This is a genomic window from Mesorhizobium sp. LSJC269B00 (assembly GCF_000502815.1).
GTDB lineage: Bacteria > Pseudomonadota > Alphaproteobacteria > Rhizobiales > Rhizobiaceae > Mesorhizobium.
This window is the reverse complement of the sequence record NZ_AYVN01000001.1, coordinates 721139-734881: the sequence shown is the minus strand read 5'-3', so window position 1 is coordinate 734881 and position 13743 is coordinate 721139. Positions and strand designations below refer to the sequence as shown.

Below are 13743 nucleotides of genomic sequence, written 5' to 3'. Positions count from 1 at the left end.
CCCCGAAAACATCCCCAAGCCTTAACCACCCAAGAAACGGACAGAGACGATGAACTGGTCATTCCAACTCTACAGCGCCCGCAATTTCCAGCCGTGGGACGGCATCCTGAAAATGCTCGGCAAGCTCGGCTACAAGGAAGTCGAAGGTTTCGGCGGCGTCTATGACGACCCCACGGCGTTCCGCGCCGAACTCGACAAGAACGGGCTTTCGATGCCGACCGGACATTTCTCGATCGATGCGCTGGAGAATGATTTCGACGGGGTACGCAAAACAGCCGACGCACTCGGCATCACGCTCGTCATCTGTCCCTATCTGCTGGCCGAGCAGCGGCCGGCCGACGCTGCCGGCTGGCGCGGCTTTGGCGAGCGTCTGGCCAAGGTCGGCGAGACCGCAAAAAAAGCCGGCTACGGCTTTGCCTGGCACAACCATGATTTCGAGTTCAAGACACTCGCCGACGGCTCGGTGCCGCAGGATCACATCCTGTCGGCTGCGCCCGACATCGGCTGGGAGATGGACGTCGCCTGGGTAGTCCGCGGTGGCGTTGATCCGCTGCCGTGGATCGAAAAGCACGGCAAGCGCATCAGCGCCGTCCATGTCAAGGACATGGCCAAGTCAGGCGAAGGCCTTGACGAGGACGGCTGGGCGGATGTCGGCCACGGCACCATCGACTGGGCCGGCCTGATCAAGACACTTCGGGCGAAGAGCGCGGCCAAATATTACGTCATGGAACAGGACAACCCCAACGATATCGAGCGCTTCGCCAGCCGCTCGCTCGCATCCGTCAAGGCTTACTAGGAACAATCATCATGGCAAAGAAACTGGGTATCGGCGTCATCGGCTGCGGCAACATCTCGAAAGCGTATTTCTCGCTGGCGCCGCTGTTTCGCGGCATTGAGATGCGCGCCTGCGCCGACATCAACATGGACGCGGCCAAGGCACGGGCGAAGGAGTTCAAGCTGCGCGCCGAGACCGTCGAAGAACTGCTCAAGGATGACGAGATCGACATCGTCGTCAACCTCACCATCCCGGCGGTGCACTACGGGGTGTCGAAGCAGATCCTCGATGCCGGCAAGCACGTCTATTCGGAAAAGCCGTTCGTGCTGTCGGTCAAGGAAGGCCTCGACCTCAAGAGCCGGGCCGAGAAGAAAGGGCTGCGCATCGGTTCGGCTCCGGACACTTTCCTCGGCGGCGCGCACCAGCTGGTGCGCAACCTCATCGACACCGGCGCGCTCGGCAAGATCACCAGCGGCACCTGTCATGTGATGGGCCACGGCATGGAGCACTGGCACCCCAATCCCGATTTCTTCTTCCAGCCGGGCGCCGGGCCGGTGCTCGACATCGGGCCCTACTACATCACCAACCTGATCCAGCTGATCGGGCCGGTGAAGCAGGTGGCGGCCTTCGCGACGACGCCTGCCAAGGAACGCACGATCTCGTCGAAACCGCGCGCGGGCGAAAAAATCCCGGTGAACACGCCGACGACGATCCACGGCCTGCTGGAGTTCGAGAACGGCGCCGTGATCACGCTCAACACCAGCTGGGACGTCTGGGCGCATGGTCACGCGCCGATGGAACTCTATGGCGAGACGGGCACGGTGTTCGTGCCGGATCCGAATTTCTTCGGTGGCGACGTGCGCATAACCAAGGCGGCAAAACCGGTGAAGAAACTGCCGAAATGGCAGCATCCGTTCGGCGTGCCCAACGAAATGCACGGCCAGGGCATGATGGCCAACTACCGCACCGCAGGCCTTGCCGACATGGCGCTGGCGATCGCCGAGGGCCGGCCGCATCGTTGCTCGATGGAGCTCGCGCTGCATGCCGTCGATGTCATGACCGGCCTGTTGCGGTCGGGCGAGACCGGCAAGTTCGTCGCCATGCAGACCAGCTGCGAGCGGCCGGCTGCACTCGGCGTCAAGGACGCAAAAGGACTGTTGGCGAAGCAGAAATGAGGTAGAAGGGTGTCGGCGCGCTCGCGCCGACACCCATACAATCCAGGATCTGTACCCATGCGCTGGCAGCCGGCTGAACACCGCTATGAGAAAATGCTCTACAACAGATGTGGGCGATCCGGCCTGAAACTGCCGGCGATCTCGCTCGGCCTGTGGCACAATTTCGGCAACGACACGCCGCACAAGACCAAGCAGGCGATCGCGCGCAAGGCCTTCGATCTCGGCATCACCCATTTCGATCTCGCCAACAATTACGGCCCGCCGCCCGGCTCGGCCGAGATCGCCTTCGGCGAGATATTGCGCACCGACTTCGCCGGCTATCGGGACGAGCTGATCATCTCGACCAAGGCGGGCTATGAGATGTGGGCAGGGCCTTATGGCGAATGGGGCAGCCGCAAATATGTGCTGGCGAGCCTCGACCAGAGCCTGAAGCGGATGGGGCTCGACTATGTCGACATCTTCTATTCGCACCGCTTCGATCCGGATACGCCGCTTGAGGAAACGATGGGCGCTCTCGACCATGCGGTGCGTTCCGGCAAGGCGCTCTATGCCGGCATCTCGTCCTACAATTCGCAGCGCACGCGCGAGGCCGCCGACATATTGAAGCAGCTCGGTACGCCCTGCATCATCCATCAGCCGAGCTATTCGATGCTCAACCGCTGGGTCGAAGAGGACGGACTGCTCGATACGCTGGAAGGGCTCGGTGTCGGATCGATCGTGTTCTCGCCGCTGGCGCAAGGCATGCTGACCGACAAATATCTCGGCGGCATCCCCGAGGGTAGCCGCGCCAGCCAAGGCAAGTCGCTGCGGCCCGCCTTCATCAACGAAAAGACCATCGCTAACATCCAGGCGCTGAACGCGATCGCCGGCAAGCGTGGCCAGACGCTGGCGCAGATGGCGCTAGCCTGGGTGCTGCGCAAGGGCCGGGTCACCTCGGCGCTGATCGGCGCCAGCCGGCCCGAACAGGTCGAGGACTGCGTCGGCGCGCTCAAGGTGCTCGAGTTCAGCGATGCCGAGCTCGCCGAAATCGACACTTACGCACGCGAGTCCGACATCAATCTGTGGGCGGCGTCGGCCGAGCGCAAAGGCCCGCCGCGGAAGTAAGCGGAACAGCCGGCACCGGACATGAATCAAAACGGCGGGAAAGATCCCGCCGTTTTGCGTTTATCAGGCTTCGGGCCCGTTCAGGGCTTCTTGGCCGTGCCGAGACCGGCCTTGGGCGCCGCCGCGGCTGCGGGAGCCGGGGTCTTCATCTTGGCTTCGATCCAACCCGTATAGTTGGCCAATCGCGTGTAGATGCCATAGGCATTCTTGTGGCCGCAAGCGGCGGTGCCGTCGGACGGACCTTCGCCCCAGGAGACGACGCCGACCTGGACCGGACCGTTGGCGCCGGTCATGAACAGCGGACCGCCGCTGTCGCCGTTGCAGGCGTCGCGTTCGCCGCTGTCGGTGCCGGCGCAGATCATGTTCTTGGTCAGCGGATCCGACATATCGGCGGCGATCGCATTGGCGGCGGCATCGATGCCCTTTTCGGAATAACGCATCCGATGCGAGAGATCGCCAAGTGCCGCCTTCAGGTCATGCGCATAGATCGACTTGATGCCGCTGTTGCAGGCAGCGCTCGGCTCGAGATCGAGATCGGCCACCATCAGCGCGGTCGGGAAGGTGCCGTCCTGCATCTTGCCCCAGCCGATGACCGTGGTCTTGCCGCTGTCTGGCGTCGGCTCATTGGTGATCTTGATGACCGGCGCATCGGCGGGCTCCGGCAGCCGGAGCAGGCCGAGATCATTGTCCAGCGTCTGTTCGCTGTAGCCCTCGTTGACGATGACCTCGACCACCTTGTAGCGCTTGCCTTCGGTAAGATCGGTGGCGCCGGTCAGCACGGTCACCGTGTCGGGCGAAATCGGCCGGCCCTTGTCGTTGAGGCAGTGCGCCGCCGTCAGCACCCATTGCGGAGCAATCAGGCTGCCGCCGCAGAATTGCGCGTTCGGCTGCGAGGCCGGGCTGGGGTCCAGCCGGGCGCTGGTCAGCAGCGCCACCTGGAACGGATAGGCCCCTTTGTCGGCTTCCTTGCCGCCATAGACGCGGTCGGCCCCGTCGGGATTCTCGGCCTTGGCCTTGTCCCGGGATTCGGCGACGCGCTGCATCGGCGAGACCGCCGCTTCCGGCCTGGCGGCGTCGTCGGCTGCATAGAGCGCGTTGACGGCGGGGAAAGCGGCCGCGATGCCCAGCAGCGATGCAGCGGCAAGCGGCCTGAACCGATGGATAATGTTCACCTTGAAACCCTCCTGAGATGAAAAATGCCGAGCCATGCCGCCATGACGCATAACCAACAGAAGCGGTACCGGTACCTCGATCGCCTTCTGCCAGAACGAACGACATCCGCGCGGTCATAAAACCGAAATACGACTTTTGCTAATCGTGCCCCATCGGGCAGAGCCCACCCAAACCCTATAGCCCCCCACGGGCTACGTGGAAGCGATTTGTCATTGCCAATGTTGGATTATTTTAGGCAGTATATCGACGCGGGTGCGTTTGGCGGAGGGCTTTAACGAGGCCGCCCGGACCGATGATCCGATACGGGCGGGTAACCAAACTAATTTTTTAACTCCACCACGATCTCGACAATATTTCTGTATTTTGCTCCACTCCTTGCTGACTTTTGGGAGAGTCTCACCATGACGAAACTGACAAGCACTATCATTGCGTCCGCACTGCTATCCACCGCACTGTGGACGATGCCTGCCTTCGCCGCCGATCCCGGCTCAGCGAATGCCGGCAATGGCGAAAGCATGCGCGATCTCGGAACGGGCGACTACCAGCCCGGCCGTGCAAAGCCGATCGCGCCGCCGAAACTGACCGAAGATGAAGCCAGCCGGGCAGCGCCGCTGACCGACGAGGGCACGGCGGTCAAATCCTATGGCATCGTCGGACGTTCCGCCGATGGCAAGGACATCAAGATCGATGCCGGCGAGACGCTGAAGGACCTTGTCATCAAGGAACTGAATGCGCCCGCTAACGCACCAGCGGCCAACAAGACCGGGCTGACGGGCGGCGACGAAGCCGGCCGCCAGGTGTTCGGGGCCGACGACCGCGAGCAGATCAAGAACACCAAGACGTACCCGTTCACCGCGATCGGCTATATCGAAGGCAAAGCCAAGAGCGGTTACGGCAGCTGCTCGGGAACCCTGATCGGTCCGCGCACGGTGCTCACCGCGGCGCATTGCCTCTACAGCAATGAAGACAAGGCTTGGCTCGACGACGTCATCTTCGTGCCGTCGCTCAACGGCAACACCGCCGACGATGCACCGTTTGGCGCTTTCAGCTACGAGAGCGTCTATATCTTGCAGGGCTTCATCGACAATTATCAGGGTTACTACGGCTCGGTCATTCCGTGGGATCTCGGCATCATCACGCTGAAGCAGGATGTCGGCACCAATCTCGGCTGGCTGGGTTATGCCAACTATGAGAACCTCGGCGATTTCACCGCAAACATCGTTGGCTACCCCGGCGACAAGCCGATGGGAACGATGTGGAAGGCGACCTGCGAAGTGAAAGCCGAAAACGTCGGCGCGGAGTATTTCCAGTACGACTGCGACACCTATCCGGGATCGAGCGGCAGCTCGGTCTACGCCTATGATAATGGCGCCAAGCAGCGCGTCGTCACCGGCGTGAACGTGGCCGAAAGCCCCAACGCCAACACTGCGGTGCGCCTGAACGCCGCCAACGTGGCGTGGATCAACAGCCTGTACAAATAAGGCTGAATGATCTTTCGCCGGCAAACAGCGGCGATAACCAGCACTACCAAACCGGCGGCGGGACGTTCCTGCCGCCGGTTTTTTTTGTATCGAAACACCTCTCTTGCACTGTGTTGCAGCGGTGCTTACGCTAGGCGATCCAAGGGGTTGGGTAAGATGGCGCGGGCAAGAATGATCTTCGGGGTCAAAGCGATGGCGGCTGCATCCATGCTGGCCGCACTGACATGCTTTTCCGCTATGGCCGATCAAGGCGGTGCCGCACCCGATGGCGCCTGGGCCGAGCGGGTGCAAATCCTCTATCAAAGCGAAACACGTTCGGTGCTGCGCAAGAATGTACGGGTCTGGGATTCCCACCCGGAATTGGGTCTTGATTTCACCTGGGAGCCGGCAGCCGGCGTGTCGCCGGACCGCACCGTCGCAGCCGACGGCACCGTCAACGGCAAGGGCAGGCTGGTCTGGTGCGTACGCGGCTCGGCGAGCTACGACCCCAAGACGATCTATTCCAGCTATTTCGGCGAGATCAGGAATGGCCGCCCCGAAGGACAAGGCCGGCTGGAGCTGCGTTCGGGCGAGATTCTCGACGGCCATTGGGTCGCCGGCCAGCTCGACGGCCATGCGATCCATGTCGATGCCGACGGCAATCGCTATGAAGGGCAATTCAGGGCCGGTGTGCCGAATGGCGAGGGCAGGCTGGAGACGAAGACAGGCAAGATATTCGTCGGCTCTTTTGCCGATGGGCTGAAGGATGGCAAGGGCCGCACCCGGTTGCCCGGCGGCACCGTCTACTGGTCGCAATGGGCGATGGGCAAGGAGATCGGCGGTGCGCGCCCCGACGTGCTGGCCGATGCCAGAGTGGGCGGGTTGCTCAAGGCGCAGACCGGCGGCGGTTCCGCCGACAAGGTCGAGATCGGCATTGCCGTCGACCAGCGCATGACGCAGCAGGCCGACATGCAGTACCAGCATCTGGTGCGCGACGAAGACATCGCGATCTATCCGGTGTCGGACCAGTACAATGATGCCTGGAACGGCACCGGAGAGATTCGTACCGGCAATGTCTATGAAGGCATGGACTGGGAGACGGCGCCGGCCTTCGCCGAAGTCGACCTCAAGACCACCGACCAGTCGAGGGTCAAGATCGACAGCCTGGAAATGAAGGTGGCCGCGAGCGAGGCCTACCGCAAGCCGATGCTGTCGATCAGCGAGCATTATGGCTGCGTCGGCTTCCGCCCCGACTTCTCGATCGTCAACAATGGCTGGGGCGACGTGAAAGACATGAAGATGTCGATCCAGTTCACCAGGACCGACGAGGAGGACAACGCGACCGGCGAGCCGAGCGGCACGTTCACGAAGGACATCGGCACTTTCGGCGACGGCGTCGACGTCTCGATCAAGAACGTGCTGATTGAAGCCGGCGTCGACACAACCACGCTCGAGACCGAGCGCTTCACCTGCCCGTCAAGGGACAGCCTGGATGTCTGCCGCGCCCAGGTGGCCAACAAGGTCAAGTTCGGCGACGTTGCCGATTACATCAGCGGCAGCGTCGAGAAAATGAGCGTGACCGGGATTGGCAAGCTCGATTATTCCTGGGCGGACGATCAGGGCGCTGTCTACCAGCAGAGCGAGCCGTTTCGCGTCATCGTCTCGCTGGTCAGCATCGAGGTCCCAGAATCGCTCGCCGAATGCGGCGATGGCGGCGGCGCGTCGCCCGAAGCGCTACGCTACCAGAACATCGAATTTCCGATCGGCAAGACCGATTACAGCATCCCCATGCCGGTGCGCGGCAACAAGAATCTCAGCGCCTACACGGCACGGCTGAAAATGTGGTCGTCAATGTCGTCGATCCATCGCTTCAGCATCGCCGCCCATTTCGCCGATGGCAGCACACGGGAGAGCAAGCCGGCCACGTTCTTCTATTTCAGGCCGAAGCAGTCGCTGTTTGAAACCAGCACCAAGCCGGCGGTCTGCTATCTGCCGGAAGATCTGCAAGGCTGTTAAGGTCCTGTCACGTCCTTTCGGGAATCGCGTTATTTCGAGCCCATCTCGAAATAATTGGGCAGCGGGATCAGCCTGGCAAAGATCGTGCCCTGGCTGAACACCCTGAGTTCCAGCATCGACCCAGACGATCGTTCGGCCTTCTGGTCGAACAGGAAATTGCCGAGCGAATAGATCTCCGCAACATCGCCGCCGCCGAGCGGAAGGATCGCCTCGCTCGATACATGCGGATGGCCGCCGACGATTGCCGTGACACCGCGCAGCCGCATCTGGTCGGCAAGCATCTCCTCGCGCGGCGACGGCTCCGTCTTGTACTCGCGGCCCCAATGGACGAAGGCAATCACCGGCCGCTCGGCATTGTCGTGCAGCAGCCGGTCGAGCAAAGCAGGCGTCAGAAGGTCGGTGTTCCTGGAGCCGTTGGTATCGATGTCGGTCAGCCCGACCAGGTCGAGATCGGCAAGCGCCAGCGTCTCGCCCTGGCCGAAATGGGCGATGCCGGCGGCGTCCAGAGCGGCCAGCGTCTCGGCATAGCCTGACGGGCCGAGGTCATAGGCGTGATTGTTGGCAAGGCTGACAGCGGCGACATGCAATTTCTTGAGCATGCCGATGGCGAGATCGGTTGGCATCGCCAGCGTCATGTCGTCGATCGCTTCAGGGACGTTGGGCAGGATCACGCCTTCGAGATTGACGATCAGCGGCCGCGAGCGGGTCAGGGCCAGCACGCTTTCGACGATCTTCTCGGCAACACCGTCGCGGACCAGGATCTTCTTCATGGCGCGGCCGAAATTCACGTCGCCCGCGAAATAGTAGAGCTTGTCGTCGGGACGGGCAGGATTGTTGAAGCCGGGGCCGAAGGCGCCGAACAGCGCCACGACATAGCTGGTGGTGCGCTCGACATAGTCGCTTGAATGCGCCTGCGAGTTCTCGTTGGCGACGACCAGCGGCGCAGCACCGAACAGTTCGCGCTGCAGCCTGGTCTGGATATAGAGCGCACCGACCGAATCGGCGTGATCCGGCTGGCGCAGCGCCGCGATGCCGTCGAGCGAACCGGCGGCCAGCATGTTCAGCGTCTGCTGGTCGAAACGCCTGGCTTCGTGCTGCGGCAGATAGTGGGAGAAATCGGTGGATTCGACGATCAGCGTGTCCTTGTCGACGATCGCTTTCAGCGCCTGCGCCAGCCGGTCCCAGTCGGCTCGCTTGGCTTTGACCGACATCGCCACCGGCACGATGGTTGCCTCGGGAAAATAATGGTGCAGGAAGGGCAGCATGGCTTGAACGCCGTGCTCCTTGGCGAAGAGGCAGGAGTCCTGGACCATGTCGCTGTTCGCCTGGAGAAGGCGCAGGGCTGCCGTGTCGGCCGGGACCGGGCCAAGCACGGTGTCGAAGCCGCGCGTCGTGGTGGCGAAGAGTTTCTGCGTCTCGTGGAAATGGTCCGGCGACAGGATGACGATGCGCTTGTAGCGGAAGCCGGACGCCGCGTGGAAACCGAGTGCGACGAGATCTGCGACGAGCAGGTGGTGGGGGACTGTGATGCCGGTGAGGCGTTGGTTGGACGGCTCGATTCTGGCGACGGCGGCGATGGCGTCGGTGAAGAGTGTGGGGTCGGAGTAGAAGGACGGGAAGTTTGTGTCGCCGGGCGGGCAGGTGATGGGGGCGGCAGACGCTTGGAGAGGAGACAAGGTGAGGAGGGTGACTGCAAAGATCAGCAGAATGGTCTGCGCCCAGGCACCCCCCTCTGTCCTGCCGGACATCTCCCCCTCAAGGGGGGAGATTGGCAGCTTGACCGCCGGCCCATCTTCTGAAACTTCGATGATTGGCGAAGTCGCGGATGTCAGCTGATCTCCCCCCTTGAGGGGGAGATGCCCGGCAGGGCAGAGGGGGGTGTCCGGGCGCAAACCTCTCACGGCTCAGCCAGCACAATGTTCTCCACGCCGCCGACATAGTAGAACGGCTTCTGCTTGGACGCGGTCAGCCGCAGCACTTCGCGCGAAATATAGTCGGCGAGGCCGAACAGCGTCACGCCGCCGTCGGAGGTCTGGGCCCGGCCGCGCAGGCCTTCGAGGATCGAATAGGTGAAGACGCCATGGCCGAGCTCGGGCAGTTCGGCGGCGGTGTTGTTGGCAGCGGTGGCCGAGAAGACGACGATGCGTGCGTCCTGCGCGTCTTTTTCCAGGCGCGGGTTGAAGGCGTTGGCGGCGTGGCAGGTGTCGAGCAGCATGAAGCGCATGCCCTTGGCCCGCTCAACCGATTTCTGGATGTCGCCCCAGTCGACCAGCGAGGAGCGCTTCCAGCGGTCGGCATCCTGTTTGCGGCCGTCCGTGGGGATGAAATAATAGTCTTCGTCGATGTTGATGCCGTGACCGGCGACGAAAATGATGGTGGTGTCGTTCTCGCCGGGTCTGTCGAGGAAGTCGGCGAGCTGGTCGTCGATGGTGTCGGAATCCGGTTCCAGGATGGTGTCGGCGCTGGCGACCTTGAACACGTCCTTGCCGGAATCGGGCGCCTCATCCAGCGCTTCGCGGTTGACCAGAACCAGCGTCTCCATCGCCGAGAACAAGGGCGCGGATTTCTGCGAGATCACCTTGAGGAATTCGGTGGCGTCATCGACGGGATAGCGCAGATCGCAGGCGTGGCCGGCGCATGCATCGGTGAGGAAAGGATATTTGTCGACGCCGATCACGGCGACGTAGAGCTTGCCCTTGTTGGCGGGCTTTTCGGTTTTCCTGCCAAGTGCTGTGACACTGCGCTCGGTCAGATAGCCGAACTCGTTGGTGCCGGTGATGCGAATGGTATTTTCGCCATTCTCGACCGGCACTTCGACGATGGTGCTCTTGCCGCCATCGGCCGAGCGCGCCGTGACATTGCCGACATTGCGGCTGTTCGACAGGATCGAAAATCCGGCGACATCGGCGCCGGCTTCCTGCGCGCCCGAAATCTCGACGGCGACATAGCCCTCGCGGACGTTGCTCTGGTCGGCGGCAAGCTTGATGCCGAATTCCGGCGGTTTGCGCTCGAGCAGCTTTTCCAGCTGGCGGTCTACGCCGGGGCGCATTTCCTGGACCGCCTGTTCGGCGCTGCGCAGGATGATGGCCCGGCGCACCATTTCCGGGCTCCAGAGATATTTCTTCAGCTGGCCGGCGCTGATGAAACGCCCTTCGTGGTCGCGGCCCTGATTGACGTGCCAGCCGATCAACTTGTCGCCATCGGCGGAGGAATAATAGTAGCCCTGCGGCATCCAGGCGATCCATTCGGAGCCGGCGAAGAACATCGACACGATCAGTTTGTGGCTCTTCAAATTCCACAACCGCACGGTCTGGTCGGCGCTGCCGGTGACCAACAGCCCTTCCTTCTCGGCGGCAACCATGGCGTTGATCTCGCCGGTGTGGCCGGTGAATTCACCCGATACATCGGCGGTCGCGGTTTTGTATTCCAACAGCGTGCCGTCGCTGCCGCCGGTGATCAGGCCAAGCCCATTGCCGATCAGCGTGTAAGCCGAATGGACGAAGCCATTGGTGCCGGCATTCTCGATGCTGTGCATCACCTTTCCGCCGCTCGCGATTTCGAGCACGGCATTCTCCAGGCCGTCCTTGCCGCCGGGGGCAGCACGGAGCGACCACTCACCCTGTGCGAGTGCCGCGCGGGCATAGGCGCCCTGTTCCGCCAACGCCACCGGGTCTTCGAAGAACCGCTCGGCCGTCGGTAGTGCCAGTACCTTGTCCAGCGTGCCCTGCAGCTCGGGACAGGACACGCGTTCAGGGCAGGGGTTGGTGTTGCCCCAAGCGATGGAGTTGCTCGCTGCATCGATCCCGATCGCCGTCACGGGTTCGCCGACCCCTTGCAGCAGCGCCTTGCGCTCGCCGGTCATGGGGTTCCAGACCTGGATGCCGTTGCGGGTGCCGCCGGCTGTCGCCACCAGCGAACCGTCGGCATTGCCGGCGCCAGCAAAGACCGTGCCGTCATGGCCGTTATAGTCGAGCAGTTGCTCGCCGCTGTCGGTATTCCAGACCACCGAGCGATGCTTGTCGGCGCAGTGGTAGCTGCAGGCCGCGACAAGCCGCGAACCCGTGGCGAAGCTCAGAGCGCCGATCTGGAAATCCTGCTTCGGCATGGCGCGGACGAATTTGCCGGTGCTGGCCTGCCAGAGCTGGACGTCGCCGTCCTTGCTGCCGGTGGCGAACAGGCTGCCATCCAATGACACGGCGAGTGCGGCGACGCCGACATCGCGCAGCGGTTCGGCCTCGGCGGGCAAAGCGATTTCCTCTGACTTGGCGATGTCCCAGAGCCTTATGCCGTTGTCGGTGGTCGTCGCCACCAGCCGGGTTCCCGCAGCGGCGAAAGCGAGCTTTTCGACACGCCAGGAATCGGCATCGAGTTTTTCGGCAAGTGTCCAGCCGGAAGCGGATTTGTCGTCCGCCCGCCAGAGGTAGACGAAACCATCGCCACCGCCGGCGGCGAGCGTGTTTCCGTCGGGTGAAAAGGCGACATCATAAATGGCATAGTCGGCGGCCTTGAGCACGGTTCTGATCTTGCCGGTGGCGAAATCGAACAGCCTGATATCGCCATAAGGGGGCTTGTCGCCGATGCCGGCGCCGAAATAACCGCCGGCGGCGATCGTCTTACCATCCGGCGACACGGCAATCGCAAAGACCTTGCCGTCATTGCCATTGCCAAGATAGCCGCGAATGGTGCGGAGCGTCACCCCGCTCTGCCAGTCCCAGATGCGGATGGTCTTGTCGTCAGATGCGGAGACCAGTTCCTCGCCGTCCGGCGTGAAGGCAAGGTCGGTGACCCTGGCGCTGTGGCCGCCGGTGTTGAGATCGAGGTGGAAATCGAGGTCCTCGGCACCGGCCGTTGACGTTAACACCAGAAGACCGACCAGGATTAGCCACCGGATAGCACGCAAGGGATGGGAGCTGCCCGGCACCTTGTTGCGCCGCTATTTGGAGTCGGCGGGCGGCGGCGACCCGTGACGCACATAATTCTCGATCGCCTGGGCATAATTGGCGGAACCGGCCTTGCGTTCTTTTTCGATGTAGCCGGCAAAATAGCTCCAGAACGACACCGCGTAGTCGCGGAAATAGGCATCGGCGACATCGCGCGAACAGAGCTTGCCCTCGACGCAGATGGAGAGACGATTGAGGAAATAGACGATGCGGTCGAAATTGTCGTTGAAATCGGCGATCGGCATGGTGCCGCCGCCGGCAGTCATCGCCTCGATGCCGATGCGTTGCCGGAAAACCTGTTCCTCGGTTGGCGACGGCGTGGCGCTGAGCAGATTGTCGTATTTGGCGTTGAGTGCCGACAGGCGCTCCTTGAGCGCGCGTTGCGCCTGCTGAAAGTCCTTGCTTTCCCAAAGCTCGACCAGCGACATCGTCTGCTCGACGCGCTTCTGTTCCTGGTTTGCGAGAAACTGGAAGACCGAGAAGCCCAAGGTGAAGACGATCGCCAGGCGCACGGCGAGACCCGACCAGGCGTAGATCAGCATGCGCCAGTCGCGGTCGGTGAACGGGTTGGCTTCCTTCTTGATCTCGTGACTGCTCGGCCACGGAAAGCCTTCGGTGGTTTCGGGCAAGGTCGCCGGCTTCTTGGCCGGTGCCGGCGCCGATGTGGCCGGCGATTTTTGCGTTGCAGCGCCCCCCGGCTTTTTCATCCGCAGCTGTCCAGTTGGATGGTGGCGGTGGGATCGAGCACGATGCCGGGTGTCTCTAGCTTCTTTTTCAGGCAATCGAGCTGCGTGCGCGAAATCATGAACTGCACGTCCGGTTCGGCAGCCGCCTTGCTGGGTGACGGCAAGGGCTCGACCACGCCGCGCGAGGCGCAGCTGGAGAGATCGACGACAACGGCCGTGTTGCCGGTCTTGGCGATCTGGTCGTACTGGTCGAGAAAGCAGGTGGCGAGCTCGGAATTGGTGACGATCTGCTTGGCGCACAGGCCGCAATTCTCGTCCGCCGAGGCGCTGGCAACCAGCAACAGGCTGCCGGCAAGGCCGACCGTCGCTGCACGCCAGGAGAGCACGGGGATAGTCACTGATGTCCTCATCTGT

The 13743-nt window shown here is 62.6% G+C and carries 10 protein-coding genes; 5 read left to right on the top strand and 5 right to left on the bottom strand.

Going from position 1 to position 13743, the window contains the following annotated elements:
* The first annotated feature begins 49 nt into the window (after positions 1 to 49).
* The 3 genes from X771_RS161290 to mgrA are packed head-to-tail and all read left to right on the top strand — an operon-like array spanning position 50 to position 3054.
* On the top strand, positions 50 to 796 hold the full coding sequence (locus tag X771_RS161290; protein ID WP_023669800.1) for a sugar phosphate isomerase/epimerase: 747 nt from the start codon (positions 50 to 52) through the stop codon (positions 794 to 796).
* 11 nt (positions 797 to 807) lie between these two features.
* Positions 808 to 1950, top strand: coding sequence for a Gfo/Idh/MocA family oxidoreductase (locus X771_RS161295; RefSeq protein WP_023669799.1), 1143 nt, complete (start codon positions 808 to 810; stop codon positions 1948 to 1950).
* A gap of 57 nt (positions 1951 to 2007) precedes the next feature.
* Positions 2008 to 3054, top strand: a complete 1047-nt coding sequence (mgrA, locus tag X771_RS161300) for an L-glyceraldehyde 3-phosphate reductase (RefSeq protein ID WP_023686605.1) — start codon at positions 2008 to 2010, stop codon at positions 3052 to 3054.
* Between the two features lie 80 nt (positions 3055 to 3134).
* Here mgrA and X771_RS161305 read toward each other — a convergent pair whose 3' ends face one another.
* Positions 3135 to 4226 (bottom strand): trypsin-like serine protease, encoded by a 1092-nt coding sequence (locus tag X771_RS161305; protein WP_023686604.1) that lies wholly within the window; start codon positions 4224 to 4226, stop codon positions 3135 to 3137.
* A gap of 402 nt (positions 4227 to 4628) precedes the next feature.
* On the opposite strand from X771_RS161305, the gene X771_RS161310 reads away from it, so the two are divergent.
* Positions 4629 to 5708 carry a serine protease gene (locus tag X771_RS161310; RefSeq protein ID WP_023686603.1) on the top strand — a complete coding sequence of 360 codons (1080 nt, stop codon included), beginning with the start codon at positions 4629 to 4631 and terminating at the stop codon, positions 5706 to 5708.
* Between the two features lie 156 nt (positions 5709 to 5864).
* On the top strand, positions 5865 to 7703 hold the full coding sequence (locus X771_RS161315) for a hypothetical protein (RefSeq protein ID WP_023686602.1): 1839 nt from the start codon (positions 5865 to 5867) through the stop codon (positions 7701 to 7703).
* Positions 7704 to 7732: 29 nt separating this feature from the next.
* Here the strand turns inward: X771_RS161315 and amrB are convergent, their stop codons facing one another.
* From amrB to X771_RS161335, 4 genes are all read right to left on the bottom strand, one after another.
* Complete coding sequence (gene amrB / locus X771_RS161320; protein WP_084566705.1) at positions 7733 to 9451, bottom strand: AmmeMemoRadiSam system protein B; 1719 nt, start codon at positions 9449 to 9451, stop codon at positions 7733 to 7735.
* 149 nt (positions 9452 to 9600) lie between these two features.
* On the bottom strand, positions 9601 to 12564 hold the full coding sequence (locus tag X771_RS161325) for a caspase family protein (protein ID WP_245262510.1): 2964 nt from the start codon (positions 12562 to 12564) through the stop codon (positions 9601 to 9603).
* 72 nt (positions 12565 to 12636) lie between these two features.
* Positions 12637 to 13350: a hypothetical protein gene (locus tag X771_RS161330; protein ID WP_023686599.1), complete on the bottom strand. Its 714-nt coding sequence runs from the start codon at positions 13348 to 13350 to the stop codon at positions 12637 to 12639.
* Positions 13347 to 13739 (bottom strand): hypothetical protein, encoded by a 393-nt coding sequence (locus tag X771_RS161335; RefSeq protein WP_031202409.1) that lies wholly within the window; start codon positions 13737 to 13739, stop codon positions 13347 to 13349. The genes X771_RS161330 and X771_RS161335 overlap by 4 nt, the downstream gene beginning before the upstream one ends.
* Positions 13740 to 13743: the final 4 nt, after the last annotated feature.

What these genes read in the sequence shown, in the direction of transcription:
- X771_RS161290 (WP_023669800.1), top strand. Translation starts at nt 50, where the DNA reads ATGAACTGGTCATTCCAACTCTACAGCGCCCGCAATTTCCAGCCGTGG.
- X771_RS161295 (WP_023669799.1), top strand. Translation starts at nt 808, where the DNA reads ATGGCAAAGAAACTGGGTATCGGCGTCATCGGCTGCGGCAACATCTCG.
- mgrA (WP_023686605.1), top strand. Translation starts at nt 2,008, where the DNA reads ATGCGCTGGCAGCCGGCTGAACACCGCTATGAGAAAATGCTCTACAAC.
- X771_RS161310 (WP_023686603.1), top strand. Translation starts at nt 4,629, where the DNA reads ATGACGAAACTGACAAGCACTATCATTGCGTCCGCACTGCTATCCACC.
- X771_RS161315 (WP_023686602.1), top strand. Translation starts at nt 5,865, where the DNA reads ATGGCGCGGGCAAGAATGATCTTCGGGGTCAAAGCGATGGCGGCTGCA.
- amrB (WP_084566705.1), bottom strand. Translation starts at nt 9,451, where the DNA reads ATGTCCGGCAGGACAGAGGGGGGTGCCTGGGCGCAGACCATTCTGCTG.
- X771_RS161330 (WP_023686599.1), bottom strand. Translation starts at nt 13,350, where the DNA reads ATGAAAAAGCCGGGGGGCGCTGCAACGCAAAAATCGCCGGCCACATCG.
- X771_RS161335 (WP_031202409.1), bottom strand. Translation starts at nt 13,739, where the DNA reads ATGAGGACATCAGTGACTATCCCCGTGCTCTCCTGGCGTGCAGCGACG.